General features: G+C 68.9%; 14 protein-coding genes and 1 riboswitch. Of the genes, 2 read left to right on the top strand and 12 right to left on the bottom strand.

The genetic code is table 11. The annotated features are described in order from the left end of the window. Window positions 1-15: 15 nt before the first annotated feature. Entirely contained in the window at window positions 16-168 is a 153-nt protein-coding gene (locus tag NBY65_RS19555) for a hypothetical protein (protein ID WP_162530818.1), read from the bottom strand. A gap of 329 nt (window positions 169-497) precedes the next feature. Between NBY65_RS19555 and NBY65_RS19550 the strand changes: the two genes are divergently transcribed. After that, the gene (locus NBY65_RS19550) at window positions 498-2,498 is read left to right on the top strand and encodes a methyl-accepting chemotaxis protein (protein ID WP_150044167.1); all 2,001 of its coding nucleotides are present in this window, start codon (window positions 498-500) and stop codon (window positions 2,496-2,498) included. Between the two features lie 25 nt (window positions 2,499-2,523). Here NBY65_RS19550 and NBY65_RS19545 read toward each other — a convergent pair whose 3' ends face one another. The 7 genes from NBY65_RS19545 to paaK form a co-directional block, all read right to left on the bottom strand. Then, window positions 2,524-2,913, bottom strand: a complete 390-nt coding sequence (locus tag NBY65_RS19545; RefSeq protein ID WP_150044168.1) for a hypothetical protein — start codon at window positions 2,911-2,913, stop codon at window positions 2,524-2,526. Between the two features lie 247 nt (window positions 2,914-3,160). Further along, entirely contained in the window at window positions 3,161-3,697 is a 537-nt protein-coding gene (locus NBY65_RS19540; RefSeq protein ID WP_150044170.1) for a 2-oxoacid:acceptor oxidoreductase family protein, read from the bottom strand. Then, the gene (locus NBY65_RS19535; protein WP_150044172.1) at window positions 3,694-4,545 is read right to left on the bottom strand and encodes a thiamine pyrophosphate-dependent enzyme; all 852 of its coding nucleotides are present in this window, start codon (window positions 4,543-4,545) and stop codon (window positions 3,694-3,696) included. Before NBY65_RS19535 ends, NBY65_RS19540 begins: the two co-directional genes overlap by 4 nt. Then, window positions 4,542-5,675 carry a 2-oxoacid:acceptor oxidoreductase subunit alpha gene (locus NBY65_RS19530; RefSeq protein WP_150044174.1) on the bottom strand — a complete coding sequence of 378 codons (1,134 nt, stop codon included), beginning with the start codon at window positions 5,673-5,675 and terminating at the stop codon, window positions 4,542-4,544. Before NBY65_RS19530 ends, NBY65_RS19535 begins: the two co-directional genes overlap by 4 nt. 10 nt (window positions 5,676-5,685) lie before the next feature. Then, entirely contained in the window at window positions 5,686-6,561 is an 876-nt protein-coding gene (locus tag NBY65_RS19525; RefSeq protein ID WP_150044176.1) for a 2-oxoacid:acceptor oxidoreductase family protein, read from the bottom strand. Next, on the bottom strand, window positions 6,558-8,378 hold the full coding sequence (iorA, locus tag NBY65_RS19520; RefSeq protein ID WP_150044178.1) for an indolepyruvate ferredoxin oxidoreductase subunit alpha: 1,821 nt from the start codon (window positions 8,376-8,378) through the stop codon (window positions 6,558-6,560). Before iorA ends, NBY65_RS19525 begins: the two co-directional genes overlap by 4 nt. Window positions 8,379-8,423: 45 nt before the next feature. Continuing rightward, entirely contained in the window at window positions 8,424-9,737 is a 1,314-nt protein-coding gene (gene paaK / locus NBY65_RS19515; RefSeq protein WP_150044179.1) for a phenylacetate--CoA ligase PaaK, read from the bottom strand. 413 nt (window positions 9,738-10,150) lie between these two features. On the opposite strand from paaK, the gene NBY65_RS19510 reads away from it, so the two are divergent. After that, window positions 10,151-11,935, top strand: a complete 1,785-nt coding sequence (locus NBY65_RS19510; RefSeq protein ID WP_150044181.1) for an ATP-binding protein — start codon at window positions 10,151-10,153, stop codon at window positions 11,933-11,935. Window positions 11,936-11,959: 24 nt separating this feature from the next. On the opposite strand, the gene NBY65_RS19505 is transcribed toward NBY65_RS19510, so the two are convergent. From NBY65_RS19505 to NBY65_RS19490, 4 genes are all read right to left on the bottom strand, one after another. Continuing rightward, on the bottom strand, window positions 11,960-12,565 hold the full coding sequence (locus tag NBY65_RS19505) for a response regulator (RefSeq protein WP_150044183.1): 606 nt from the start codon (window positions 12,563-12,565) through the stop codon (window positions 11,960-11,962). Between the two features lie 361 nt (window positions 12,566-12,926). Beyond that, window positions 12,927-13,100, bottom strand: a complete 174-nt coding sequence (pufA, locus tag NBY65_RS19500; protein ID WP_150040195.1) for a light-harvesting antenna LH1, alpha subunit — start codon at window positions 13,098-13,100, stop codon at window positions 12,927-12,929. 24 nt (window positions 13,101-13,124) lie between these two features. Further along, the gene (gene pufB, locus NBY65_RS19495; protein ID WP_150040196.1) at window positions 13,125-13,262 is read right to left on the bottom strand and encodes a light-harvesting antenna LH1, beta subunit; all 138 of its coding nucleotides are present in this window, start codon (window positions 13,260-13,262) and stop codon (window positions 13,125-13,127) included. A 189-nt stretch (window positions 13,263-13,451) separates the two neighbouring features. Continuing rightward, on the bottom strand, window positions 13,452-14,378 hold the full coding sequence (locus tag NBY65_RS19490; protein ID WP_150040197.1) for a homoserine O-succinyltransferase: 927 nt from the start codon (window positions 14,376-14,378) through the stop codon (window positions 13,452-13,454). Between the two features lie 44 nt (window positions 14,379-14,422). Beyond that, a riboswitch (SAM-I-IV-variant riboswitch) is annotated at window positions 14,423-14,530 on the bottom strand. Window positions 14,531-14,570 lie beyond the last annotated feature (40 nt).

Raw genomic sequence — 14,570 nt, 5'->3', positions numbered from 1 at the left:
GTCTGTCCGAAGAGGTCACCGCACCGTGGCCAGCACGGGGCCGGTCGGCCCCGGCCACGCTGCGCAGGGCAGCGTCGGCCTCCGGCCCGCGGCACGGCGCGCGCGATCTTCCGGCTCGATAGGCAGCAGGGCACGGGTGGCGCGGAACGGGTACGGGCCGGGCGTCATGCGCGATAGGTGTCATCGCGCACGCTATCGATCAAGAGAAGCTGTTCCACGCCCACCCTCTACCGCCAGTCCAGAGGGTCGGCCGGCCTGCGCGCGGGGATGACAGCGTGGCCGGGCATGAAAATGAAAAATAGCGACGGCCCGGGCACACGACTGAACAAGGCGCAATTCGCATTCAATAGCCAATTCTCATTCAATAGATTGCGGCATTCGTCACGGAATCGACTTTCATGCAATTGGCTTTGTCTTTGTAGTTGCCAAGGTGATATCTGGATTGCGTTCCCGGTTCCGCGCTTCCCGGAGCGCCCGCAGCCAGAAGGCACGCCGTCATGAGCTTCTTCTCCCGTCTCCGCATCCGCTCGAAGGTGATCCTCGCCTTCGCGGTCGTCCTGCTGGGCACCGTGGCGCTCGGCCTGTTCGCCCGGGAGCGGCTGCAGGTGGTGGACGGGGCGGCGGCGGAACTGCGCAACAACCAGTTGCCGAGCACCCGGCTGCTGGGCGAGCTCGCCCTGGCGGTGCAGCGCTTCCGCCAGATCGAAGGCGCCCTGCTGCTGGCCCCCAAGGGCGAGGCGCGGGAGGCCGAGATCGCCCTGCTGAAAAGCTCACAGGCCAGGATCGATGAATTGATGGCTCGCTACGAGCCGATGGTCGACCCGGGCGAGGAACGCCGCCTGGCCGACGCCGCCAAAGCCGCCCTCGCCACCTACGACGTCGAGCATCGCAAGCTGCTGGAATTCGACCGCCGTGACGACGAGGCAGCCGCCAGCGCCTTCTATCGCGGCGAGCAGCGCGCCGGCATGCGGACCATGCAGGGGGTGCTGCAGCAGTTGATCGACTACAACGTGCGCCAGGCCAACGCGGTCGCGGAGCGCGGCTCCCGGCTGGGCAGTTCGGCGCAGACCTGGATCCTGCTCACCCTGGCCGCCATGCTCAGCCTCTGCGCCGCCGCCGGCTGGTCGCTGATCGCCGGCATTTCCACCCCGATCACCTCGCTGACCGCTTCGATGCGCCGCCTCGCCGCGCACGACTTCAAGGCCGAGATCCCCGGCGCCGGCCGCGGCGACGAGATCGGCGAGATGTCGGCGGCGCTGCGGGTCTTCCGCGACGCGATGGAGGAAGCCGACCGCCTCGCCGCGGGGCAGGCCGCCGACCGCGCCGCCAAGCAGCGGCGGCAGGACGCGATGGACCGGCACACCCAGGATTTCGGTGTCTCCATCTCCGGGGTCATGGAAGGACTGGCCGCCTCCGCCGAGAGCATGCGCAAGGCCGCGCAGAGCATGTCGACGGCGGCGACGACGGTGCACGACGAGGCCAGCGGCACCGCCGACGGCACCGAGAGCACCGCCCACCAGTTGACCTCGGTCGCCGCCGCCATCGAGCAACTGACCAGCAGCGTCGCCGAGATCTCGCGCCAGGTCAGCACCGCTTCCGGCGTGGCGCGCGAGGCGGTGCACCGTGCCGACACCAGCCAGACGACGATGAAGGACCTGGCCGAGGCCACCGTGCGGATCGGCAACGTGGTGGCGCTGATCCAGGACATCGCCGGCCAGACCAACCTGCTTGCGCTCAACGCCACGATCGAGGCGGCGCGCGCCGGGGAAGCCGGCAAGGGCTTCGCCGTGGTGGCGAACGAGGTGAAGAAGCTGGCCGGGCAGACCGCCAAGGCGACCTCGGAGATCGGCGACCAGATCCAGGCCGTCCGCACCGCCGCCGACGGCTCGGTGGGGGCGATGGCGGAGGTCGCCCAGATCGTGCGCCAGATGAACGAGATCTCCGGCGCCATCGCCGCCGCCGTGGAGGAACAGAGCGCCACCACGCGCACCATCGCGGGCAATCTGCAGACGGTCTCGGCGGCCGGGCGGCAGGCCTCGGCGGCGATGCAGCGGGTGGTGAGCGTCGCCGACCAGGCGGGCAGTTCCAGCCGGCAGGTCCTCGCCGCCGCCGGCAGCATCGGCGAGGAAGCCGGCCGGCTGCGCACCGAGGTCGACCAGTTCCTGGCCGCGGTGCGCGACGAAAGCGGCGACCGGCGCCGCTACGAACGCATCCCCGGCAACGGCGCCATGGCCCGGGTCACGGCGGCGGGACACGCCGCCGCGCCCTTCACCATCCAGGACATCTCCCGCGGCGGGGTGGCGGTCAATTGCACCTGGACACTGCCACCCGGCGCCGAGGCGACCGTGGAGCTGCCGGGCCTCGGCCGCCCGGTCGGCTGCCGGGTGGTCCGCTCCGGCAGCGGCGGGCTGGCGCTGGTGTTCCGGCAGGATCCGGCTACGCTGGAACTGGTCGACCGCGCCCTGGCGGGCTTCACCCCCGCCCGCCGCGCCGCCTGAAAGGCCGCGTTACCGGGGCGCCGCGTTACCGGGCCTGCCAGTCAGGCACGCCCGGGAAGCGCACCTGCCCGATCAGCCGGCCGAGTTCCAGCACCACCACGCCGCCGGCCACCGCCACGACGAAGTCCACGGCCCCGTGGAACTCCCAGCCCGACCAGACGAGGCTGGCGAGGATCACGCCCACCACCGCCCAGGCAAGGTTGGGCTCCAGCACCTGGCGCGCGGCAGGGAACGGGACCGGAATCCTGCCCAGCAGCCCGACCAGCAACCATGTGGTGGCGACGACACCGGCAATGAACCAGATAGACAAGGTCAGCAGGAGGTTTTGTCCCAGGGGAGTCGCCGGTTCGACCTGGGCAAACGCAAGGGAAGGAATGGAAAACAGGGCAATTCCTGTCACGAGACGGCGAAGCATGAGCACGATTCCTTTTCATCGGCGTCCTCCGCCTGCCGGCAAGGGCGGCAGAGGGCGAATTGCGGAAAACGGAAATCGGGGCACCTCGTGAAGCCACGCACCGCGTTGTGGACGCGGTGGCGAGGCAGCGCGCATGCTCGGCGGAATAACCACGACAGCGCTTTGATCCTGATCAATTCGATTTAGAATTATCCACACCCATCGGTCCGCAAGAGCGGACCGATGGGCAACGCCCCGCCTTCGCCGCTCAGCCCAACCGGAACCCCGTCGCCAAGGCCTCGATGTTGAGATCGAGGAACTTCCGCGGCGTTTCCTCGCGCAGCACGGTTTCCACCGCCGCCAGCGGGCACGGCGCCGCCGCCGCGATCAAGGTGCCGAGCGCCACGATATTGGCGACGCGTTCGCTGCCCAGCGACCGCGCGAGCGTGGTGAAGGGCAGTTCGCGGATCTCGGCGCCTTCCGCCGCCACCGGCACGGCGCGGGTCGCATCCGCCAGCACCAGCGCGCCCGGCCGCAGCAATGGCAGCGAGGACGGCGCTGCCACCGTATCCAGCAGCACCAGCACGTCGAGGGCGCTGGCCAGCGGGTAATCCACCGGTTCCCCGTTGGCCCCCATCACCACGTCGCAGCGGCTGAGCCCGCCACGCGAGGTCGGCTCGTAGCTCTGCGACAGCGCCACGGTGCGGCCCGCGCGCAGCAACGCCCCCGCGAGGATCTTCGCCGAAAGCTGCAGCCCCTGCCCGCCGCTGCCGGCGAAGCGCAGTTCCAGGGCGCGGGCGCTCATGACGCGCTCCGTTCGGCCAGCATGGCGCGGTAGGTGTCGCCGTATTCCGGCCGGTCGGTGCGCACGAAGACGCCGGTGCGCACGGCGTTGGCGCGGAACGGCCGATCGACGACGTTGCCTTGCGGGTTGCACGGCCCCGGCCCGTAGCTTTCCGGCCGCATCGTGCCTTTCTGGCGCAGGATGATGTCCGGCGCGTCGCCGAGGTCGTTCTTGCGGCCATAGATCTCGGTGCAGTCGGAGATCACCTCGATGAAGGAGAAGCCGCGATGCCCGAGCCCTTCCTCGATCAGCGAGGCGAGCGCGGGCAGTTGCAGGGTCATGCCGCGGCCGACGAAGCCCGCGCCGGCGGCGGCGGCCAGCGTGCAGGCATCGAAGCTGGGTTCGGCATTGCCGTACGGCGTGGTGCTGGTCAGCCGTCCGTCGCCGGTGGTCGGCGAGACCTGGCCGCCGGTCATGCCGTAGATCTCGTTGTTCAGCATCAGGCAGGTCATGTTCAGGTTGCGCCGGCAGGCATGGATCAGGTGGTTGCCGCCGATGGCCAGGCAGTCGCCGTCACCGGTGATCACCACCACTTCCAGATCGGGCCGCGCCAAGGCGAGCCCGGTGGCGAAGGTCAGCGGCCGCCCGTGCGTGGTGTGGAAGGTGTTGGCGTCGATATAGGCGCCGACGCGGCCGGAACAGCCGATGCCGCACACCACCGCCAGCCTGTCCTTGGGCATGCCGCGCGCGTGCACCGCCCAGAGCAGCGCCCGCAGCGCGATGCCGTGGCCGCAGCCCGGGCACATGAAATGCGGCAGCAGGTCCTCGCGCAGATACGCGCGCGGATCGAAGTCCTCGATGCCGGTCATGCCGCGCACTCCGTGATCTTGCCGAGGATCTCGGCGGGGCCGATCGGCTCGCCGGAAAAGCGGTTGAGCCGCACCACCTTGCCCGGTGCCTCGCAGAGCCGCTCGATCTCCAGCGCGAGCTGGCCGGCGTTCATCTCCGCCACCACCACCTTGCGCGCCCGCGCGGCATGGGCCCTGAACGCCTCTTCCGGGAAGGGCCAGAGCGTGACCGGCCGGAACAGCCCGGCACGCAGGCCGCGTCCGCGTGCCTCCTGCACCGCGCGCGCGGCGGCGCGGGCGGCGATGCCGATCGCCACCACCAGCACGTCGGCGTCCTCGGCCTGCAGCGTTTCGTACCGGTCGATCAGGTCGCGGTGACGGTCGAACTTGCCGAGCAGGCGCTGCATCATGCGCGTCACTTCGGCCGGGTTCTGCGTGGGGAAGCCGTGCTCGCCGTGGGTCAGGCCGGTGGTGTGGCAGCGATAGCCATCCCCCGGACGCGGCATCGCCGGCACGCCGTCGCCCGGATCGGCGTAGGGCCGGAATTCCTCGCGCGGGCCGCTGGCCCATTTGCGCTCGACGGTGCGGATGGTTTCGGGCGCCGGCAGGTCGATGGTTTCGACCAGGTGGCCGATGGTCTCGTCGTACAGCACCACCACCGGCGTACGCAGCGCCTCCGACAGATTGAAGGCGCGGATGGTCTCGGCATAGACCTCGCGCACCGAGGCTGGCGCCAGCACCAGGATCGGGTGGTCGCCATGCGTGCCCCAGCGCGCCTGCATGATGTCGCCCTGGGCGGGACGGGTCGGCAGGCCGGTGCTCGGGCCGCCGCGCATGACATCGACGATGACGCAGGGCACTTCGGCCATCGCCGCGTAGCCGAGATTCTCCTGCTTCAGGGAAAAGCCCGGCCCGCTGGTCGCGGTCATCGCCTTGACGCCCCCCATCGCGGCGCCGACCACGGCGCCGAGCGAGGCGATCTCGTCCTCCATCTGGATGAACACCCCGCCGACGCGCGGCAATTCGCGCGACATGTGCTCGGCGATTTCCGAGGAGGGTGTGATCGGGTAGCCGCCATAGAAGCGGCAGCCGGCGGCAATCGCGGCGAGGGCGCAGGCGTGGTTGCCCTGCAGGTTCTGGCGTCCGTTCATTGTCTTCTTCTCATCGGGCCGGGGACGGTGCCGCCTCGTCATGGACGCGGATGGCGAAATCCGGGCAGAGCCATTCGCACAGGTGGCAGCCGGTGCAGGCGCCGTCGCGAACCAGCGCGGCGATGCCGTTGTCATCCAGGCGCAGGCAACGTTCCGGGCACATGCGCACGCAGATGTTGCAGCCCTTGCACCAGGACGCGTTGATCTCGACGCGATGCGCGTGCGTCGCGACCGGTGCCGCGTCCGCCGGCCGCGCCGCCGGCTCGGCCGGGCGGGCGCCGCTTTCCACCCAGTCGCGTCCGGCGCGGAAGGCCTGCAGATTGGGCTCCACCGTGGCCGGCGGCACGAATTGCCGCAGCACCGCAAGCCAGGCCTCGGCGGCGAAGGGCAGCGCCGTCGACAGCGCGCCCAGCAACACCGAATTGGCGAAGCGCGTGTTGCCGAGCCCGGCGGCGATGCGTGTCGCGTCCAGCGCGTAGCCGGTGCCGACCATCTCCAGGATCGCCGCCGGCGCCTGCGGGGCGTAGGCAGACCGCCCGCCCGGCCGGCGGTCGCGGAAGGCGATCGGCGGCACGATCTGCTGCGTGTCGGCGATGAAGGTGCCGCCGTCGCGCTTCAGCGCATCCAGCCAGCGCAAGCCTTCCGCCCATTCCAGCGCCACCAGGATGTCGGCCTCGCCGCGCGGGATCACCGGCGACCAGACCTCGGGGCCGAAGCGGACATGGCTGAACACGCTGCCGCCGCGCTTGGCCATGCCGTGGACTTCGCTTTGCTTGACCTGCAGCCCCTGGCGCTGCGCCAGCGCGGCCAGCACCTTGGACACCATGATGACGCCCTGCCCGCCGACGCCGACGATCAGGACATTGGTGGGACGCTCCGCGCTCATTCCGCGCCTCCTACCGTCAGGGCGGCGTGGATGCCGTCGGCCGGGCAGATCTGCGCGCACAGCGTGCAGCCGATACAGAGTTCCGGATTGATCTTCACCTTGTGCCGTCCGTCCAGCGTCGCCTCGTCCCAGCCGATCGCCGGGCAGCCGAGATTCATGCAGGACTGGCAGGCGGTGCAGTTGGTCAGGTTCACCGCCAGCGACGGCCCCTTGATGCGCACCGGATCGAGCACGCAGGGCCGGTCGGAAATGACGACCGAGACGCCCTTGTACGCCGCCGCCTCGCGGAAGGTCTGGTACATGGTGGCCACGTCATAGGAATCGACGCGGCGGATCCATTTCACCCCGCAGGCGCGCACCATCTGCTCGAAGTCGATGCGCCCCGCCCCCTCGCCGCGCAGGGTGCGGCCGGTGCCGGCATGGTCCTGCCCGCCGGTCATGGCGGTGATGTGGTTGTCGAGGATGATCACCGTGATGTTGGCATCGTTGTAGACGGCGTCGATCAGCGGCGGGATGCCGGCATGCAGGAAGGTGGAATCGCCGATGGTGGCGATGATCGGCCGCGTCTCGGTGCCGGCCCTGGCCATGCCGACCGCATTGGCGATGCTCGATCCCATGGCCACGCACGTATCGATCGAGCGCAGCGGCTCCAGCGCCGCCAGCGTGTAGCAGCCGATATCGCCGGCGACACGGGCCTCGAGCGCGCGGATCGCCATGTAGCTCATGGTATGAGGACAACCCGGACACAGCACCGGCGGCCGCGCCACCGGCTGCACCGGCCAGGGATTGACCTTCGGCCGCGCCGGCAGCACGCCGGCCATCTCCAGCCCCTCGCGCACCGCTTCGGGCGAAAGCTCGCCGGTGCGCGGGAAGAACGCCTTGCCCTCGGCGGCAAGGCCGGCGGCGCGCAGTTCCGTCTCGATCACCGGCTCCAGTTCCTCGACCACCAGCAGCCGGTCGACCGAGGCGGCGAAGTCGCGGATCAGTTCCAGCGGCAGCGGATAGGACACCGCCAGCTTCAGCACGCTCGCGCCGGGCAGCACTTCCTTGATGTAGGCATAGGGCATGCCGGCGGTGACGATGCCCAGCGAGCGGTCGCCCTTCTCCCAGCGATTGAGCTTGCTGGTGGCGAAGAACGCCGCGACTGCCTGCTCGCGCTCGATCAGCTTCGGATGGCGGCCGCGCGCATGCGCCGGGATCATCACGTTCTTCCGCGGATCGTCACGGAACGTCCGTGCCGGCGGCACCTCGCGCGTGCCGAGCCGCACCACCGAGCGCGTGTGCGACAGCCGCGTGGTGCTGCGGATCAGCACCGGGGTGTCGTAGCGCTCGCTCAGCTCGAAGGCGGCGCGGGTGAAGTCCAGCGCCTCCTGCGCGTCGGCGGGCTCCAGGCAGGGCACCATGGCCAGCCGGCAGAACAGCCGCGTGTCCTGCTCGTTCTGCGAGGAATGGATGCCGGGGTCGTCGCAGACCACCAGCACCAGCCCGCCGTTGACGCCGATATAGGTCTGCGACATCAGCGCGTCGGCGGCGACATTCAGGCCGACATGCTTCATCGCCGCCAGCGCCCGCACGCCGGCGAAGCAGGCCCCGGCGGCGACATCCAGCGCCACCTTCTCGTTGGTGGACCATTGCGCCACCAGGTCATCGGTGGGGTAGCGCGCCAGGCTCTCCAGGATCTCGGTGCTCGGCGTACCGGGATAGGCGGCGGCGACGCGCAGTCCCGCCTCCCAGGCCCCGCGCGCGATCGCCTCGTTGCCGGTGAGCGGCCGGGCCGCCTCTTCGCCGCCTTGCGGCGGAGTCTTTGTCTTGGTCACGGCGTTCCGTCTTCCGTTTCTCGTTGGCCGCACAGGCCGCGCGTATCAGTCCTTCGGCCGCATGTCGACGATGCGCTGCGCCTTGCCGACCGAGCGCTCGATCTCGCCCGGCACGGCGACACGCACCTGCACCGAAACACCGATATAGGCCTTGATCGCGTGCGCAAGATTGGCGGCATGGGTCTTGCGCGCCGCATCATCGCTGCCGGCCCCGGCGCGCGGCTCCACCACCACCGCCATGCTGTCGAGATGGTCGCGGCGATACACCTCCAGCACGTAGTGCGGCGACAGCCCGGGCTCGCGCAACACCAGTTCCTCGATCTGGCTGGGGAAGACATTGACGCCGCGGATGATCAGCATGTCGTCGGAGCGGCCGGTCACCTTCTCGATGCGGCGCATGCTGCGCGCGGTGCCGGGCAGCAGCCGCGTCAGGTCGCGGGTGCGATAGCGGATCACCGGCATCGCTTCCTTGGTCAGCGACGTCAGCACCAGTTCGCCCGGCTCGCCATCCGGCACCGGCTCGCCGGTCGCGGGGTCCACCACCTCGGGGTAGAAATGATCCTCCCACAGATGCGGCCCGTCCTTGGTCTCCACGCATTCGCAGGCCACGCCCGGCCCGATCAGCTCGGATAATCCATAAAGATCCAGCGCATCCATGGCGAAGCGTGCCTCGATCTCGCGGCGCATCGCCGCGGTCCAGGGCTCGGCGCCGTGCAGGCCGATGCGCAGCGAGCAACTGCGCGGGTCGATGCCCTGGCGCTCGAACTCGTCGCCGATCGCCAGCATGTAGGAAGGCGTGACCAGGATGATGTCCGGCCGGAAATCGGTGATGAGCTGGACCTGCCGCGCGGTCTGCCCGCCGGAAATCGGTACCACCGTGCAGCCCAGCCGCTCGGCGCCGTAATGCGCGCCCAGGCCCCCGGTGAACAGGCCATAGCCATAGGCCACGTGCACGATGTCGCCCGGCCGTCCGCCGGCGGCACGGATCGAGCGCGCCATCAGGTCGGCCCAGGTATCGACGTCGTTGCGGGTATAGCCGACCACGGTGGGCTTGCCGGTGGTACCCGACGAGGCATGCACCCGCACCACCTGCTCGCGCGGCACCGCGAACATCCCGAACGGGTAGTTCGCGCGCAGGTCGTCCTTGCTGGTGAAGGGGAATTTCCGCAGATCCTCCAGGCTGCGCAGGTCGTCGGGATGGGCGCCGACGCGCTCGAAGGCGGCACGGTAATGCGCGACATTGTCCCAGGCGCGGCGCAGCGTCGCCTGCAACCGGGTGAACTGCAGCGCCGCGATCTCGTCACGGCTCGCGACCTCGATCGGGTCGAGCATCCTGGCGCCCTGGTGGATTGCCGCCATGGTTCGTCCTGTTGTTGTTGGGCGCCGCACCGCGCACAGCACGGCAGCAGCGTCATCCGGAACCAAGGGGCTCCCTCTCCTACTCCGCGTTGCGCACGAGGCCAACGCCCGAGGATATGCAAGCAGAACATGCGTGAATGCCGGACGCGCACGGGCGCAAGATTATTTCGCAGGGAAGGCCAGGGCTTTGCCCTGGACCCAGCAGGGGTCAGGGGACCCCTGCACCCCGGTCTCGCTGCGCGGCACAAGACCGGGTTCCAAGGGCGAAGCCCTTGGCAGGTCCAGGGCAGCGCCCTGGTCGGGTGCGGGGCAACGCCCCGCCGCCGTCGGTGGTGACATCACCGGCTCTTGATTTCTGAGCCACGGCCTTCATCCGACCTTTTAGCCCATTGGCAAAGCGAGCCGTCACCGAGATGGCAAGGACCCGCAAGAGCACGGCCGGCGTGCAGGACTGGCTGCGATGGGCGTTGCTGGCCTGCGTCGGCGTGCCGCTGCTTCTGTTCGCGGGCGCCGCGTGGTTCGACCGTGACCGCCTGCTCGACCAGGCGCACGAAAACACGCAGCGCACCACCGCGATGTTGCGCGAACACGCGCTCAAGGCGATCGAGACGAGTGATTTGCTGGTGCGTCAGCTCGACCTGCGCACCCGGGCCATGTCCTGGGAGGAGATCCGGGCCCAGTCCGGGCTGCTCTCGGTCGAGATGCAGGCCATGCACGCGAGCCTGCCGCAGATTTCGGCCCTGGCGCTCAGCGATGCGCAGGGCCGGCAATGGGCGGTCAGCGTTCCGCTCGGCACGGGGAGCAACGGCTACAACCTGGTGACCGGGCGCGAATTCTGGTCGGCGCAGCAGGACGCCGACCGGGGCACCTTCATCAGCCGCGCCTTCATCGGCAACCAGACGAAGCGGCGCAACTTCGGCATCAGCCGCCGCCGCGCCGCCCCCGACGACAGCTTCAACGGCACGGTCCACGCGGCGGTCGGGGTCGCCTACTTCACCGATTTCTGGAAGGAAGCGGTGGGCGGCAACGCCGGCGCAAGCGTGACGCTGGTGCGCGACGACGGCGAGATCCTGGCACGCCATCCCGAACCCGCCTCCCCCCTGCCCCGGCTGGCCGCGCCGGACAGTTCCCTCATGCGCCACCTGGCGACACAATCGCAGGCCGGAGTCTACCGCGCGCGATCCTCGATCGACGGCACCGACCGCATCCATGCCTATGCCAGGCTCGGCCGCTATCCGCTCGTGGTCGTACACGGCACCGCCGTGGCCACGGTGCAGGCGACCTGGATGCAGCATGTCGTGGTGCTCGGCAGCGTCTGTGCCCTGGCCGCGTTCGCGCTTGCCTTCCTCGTGCTGCTGGCGATGCGGCAGAACCGCCACCTCACCCGCGAACAGGCCCATCGCGCCGCGGCCGAGACCTCCGCGCGGCAGTCGCAGCGCATGGAGCTGCTCGGCCAGCTCACCGCCGGCGTCGCGCATGATGTCTCCAACGTGGTACAGGCGGTCATCGCCGGGGCGGAGCTGATCGAAAAGAGCCAGGACCCGGAGCGGATGCGCTCCCTTGCGCGCATGGTGTGCCAGGCGGGCGAGCGCGGCCAGGTGCTGACGCGGCGCATGCTCGACTTCGCCCGCCGTGACGGCGCCGACGGCGATGACGGGACGGCGGTGACCGATCCGGCCGAGGCGGTCGGCGGGATCAGCGAGCTGATGTCGCGTACCCTCGGCCAGGCGCATCGCCTGCGCTGCGAGATCGAACGACAGGGCCTGCCGACGCTGGTGCGCGGCGGGCGCGGCGGGCTGGAGGTGGGGCTGATGAACCTGGCCGCCAATGCCCGCGACGCGATGCCGGCAGGAGGCGAGATCGTCATCCGCCTCGCCCCCGAACGGGTCGCCGGCCGCCATCCCGCCAGGCTGGTCCCTGGTCTTTACGTGCGGGTGTCGGTCGCAGACACCGGCGAGGGCATGCCACCGAAGGTCCTGGCGCGGGCGGGCGAGGCGTTCTTCACCACCAAGCCGCGCGGCAAGGGAACCGGGCTTGGCCTGTCGAGCGTCCGTGGCTTCGCGGAAAGCGCGGGCGGCGCGCTGCGGATCGAGAGCGAGCCGGGGCGCGGCACCACGGTCACCTTCTGGCTGCCGGCCGCCGCCGAGGACACGCGGGAAGATCCGGCCAGCAACGTCCTGCCGTTGCGGGCGCGCTGAGCGGCGCCGGGTCCGGCCGCCCTTTCAGGACGGGCGGAACAACGGCGGCAGGGGAAAGCCGAGGTCGCGCAGGTTTTCCCCCTGCTGCTGTCGTTCCGCCGCGGCCTCCTGCCTCGGCGATCGGGACTCTTCGCGCGTCCGCGCGCGGCGTTCCCGGTCGGCGGCGATGATCCGGCAGATGCGCTCGCTGTGTTCCCACTCGGCCGTGGACCTGGCCCGAAGCGCCGGGCAGCGTTCCCAGTTCGCCGCGATCGCCGCGTGCAGGCGGGTGAAGCGATCGATCTCGATCCGGAGGCATTCAAGCAGGACGCGCACGCCGAACGGCTTGCAGAGCAGTGGCCTGCGGCGGAATCCCATCGCCTCCGCCCTGCCCTGATCCGCCGTGGTGAAGATCGCCGGGACGAGCAGCCCGGCGACATGCCGCGCCATCTCGAACACCTGTAAGGGGGGAAAGCCGAGATCGGCGATCACGCAATCAACCACTGGGATGCGCGCAAGGACGGCAAGCGCGGAGACAACATCATGCGCGGTGACGATCTCGCGCAGGCCGACATATTTCAGGCTGCTGGACAGCGCCGAGGCAACATCCCGGTCAGGCTCGATGACAACCGCAGTGGTTGCATCCAACATTGCGCACTCCGATGCCGTCGCCTCTCCGGTCGATCCCGTGAAAAATCGATCCCGCCGAAAACAAAAAGTTTAGTCGACCACCTTAAAGTAAACCAATCAGCTCAGATATCTGACTTTAATATTGTTACTTTTTTTCTGGATATCTGCCTGCACTGGTATGCCCCCACGCCCCGTGGGAACTGCCACCGTTTCGCAGCCGCCGGCGAACGGCGCGATGTGATGCGATGTGATGACGGGGGGCCTGCGGTCAGGCCGAACGGCGTTCAAGGCGGCGACACGGATGCATGGCCGCGGAAACGCAAATGGCGGACAGGGCCGAAACCCTGTCCGCCATCAGAGCAGAGACGCCGAGAGGCGTATCTTACTTCGCGGCGACCGTCTTCACCGGACCATTGATCCAGTTGAACTTCGGCTGCGACACGACGGCGAAGTGAACCGCGATCGCGACCACGAGGGCAGCGATCCAGATCACCGGCAGCCAGGTCTTCGGGTTCAGAACCAGCCAGATCTTCCAGTCGTCCTGCGGGTTGGCCATGGGTGTGTTCTCCTCAGCTCAGCTTTAGAACCAGGGCTTCCAGATCCACACCAGCAGGTGCGCGACCGCGGCAACGCCGAGGAAAGCCGAGAAAGTGGTCTTGAACTGGTTGTGGAATTCCTGGGCTTCTTCTTCGGTGAGCCCGGAGAGGCTGTTCGCCATGATCTCAAATCCTCCAATCGGAGCGGTTTAACCTGTGCCGCGACGAGCGCGGCGGTCCTTCGTGGGACACCAGACCCTGGCGACTGCGCCGCCTTGAGCCGGTTCCGTCTGGACCCCGAACGCAGGTGGAGATTAGGTTACAGGGCTTTCATGTGTCAAGCGGCCCTGACGGATTTTTTCGTCAGCTTCTCATGACAACCCGCGTCCGATCAGAGCCGGGTCGAACGGCGTGGTCTGGTAAATCTCGTTGATCCAATTACCAAACAGAAGATGGGCATGGCTGCGCCAGCCATTGACCGGCTGGCGCAACGGGTCATCATCCGGGAAGTAATTACGCGGAACAGGTATTGCCGGATCATGAACGGCGTCACGCCGATATTCATCAGCCAGCGTTCCGGTGTCGTATTCCAGGTGGTTGAACATGTGCAGCAACCGCCGCCGTGGATCCTCGATCAGGCACAGTCCTGTTGCCTCGCTCTCGGCCAGCCGCACCAGGCCGGCGCCGGCGGGAATGTCCTGCGCGCGCATCTCCGTCCAACGTGATACCGGAACGACAAAATCGTCCGAGAAGCCGCGCAGGTACGGCGACGCCGGCACCAGGGTCCGGTGGGGAAAGACGCCGAAGGCCTTCCGCGGCAGTTCGTGCTTCGGCATGCCATGGAAATGCTGCAGTGCCGCCTGGGCGGCCCAGCAGATCGTCAGGCAGCGATGCACGTGGCTCTGCGTCCAGTCGAGGATGGAGCACAGTTCGTCCCAATAGGCCACCTCGGCGAACGGCATCCGCTCGACCGGCGCGCCGGTGATGATGAAGCCGTCGAAGCGGTCCGAGCGGACATCGGCCCAGGGCCGGTAGAAGGACGCCATATGGTCGGCGGAGGTGTTGCGCGCGACGTGGTTGGTGATCCGCACCAGCGTCAGTTCCACCTGTAGCGGCGTGGCGCCGACCAGCCGCGCGACCTGCGTCTCGGTCCTGATCTTGTTCGGCATCAGGTTGAGCAGACCGATCCGCAATGGCCTGATGTCCTGCCGCACGGCGTCGGCCTCGCGCATGACCACGACGCCTTCCGCTTCCAGCGTGCGGCGCGCGGGCAGGTCGTCGGGAATCTTGATCGGCATGGTCGCGTCGGTCCCCTTCGGCTTCGTGGGACAGACGCAGTGGCTTGTGTCCGTTTGGTTGCCGGCCTGGCCACATCCTCCCTCGCGGGAGCGCCACCTTGCCCGGATCGGCAGGTTGGCGTTGGGCGTCGTCCCAACTCTTGATGCAGCACCGATCCTATGGGGTCCGGCGGGCGCTGGCAACGGCCCGTC

The organism is Rhodovastum atsumiense (assembly GCF_937425535.1).
GTDB lineage: Bacteria > Pseudomonadota > Alphaproteobacteria > Acetobacterales > Acetobacteraceae > Rhodovastum > Rhodovastum atsumiense.
Note: the sequence above shows the minus strand (reverse complement) of the source record. Positions and strands in the feature narration are given on the sequence as shown.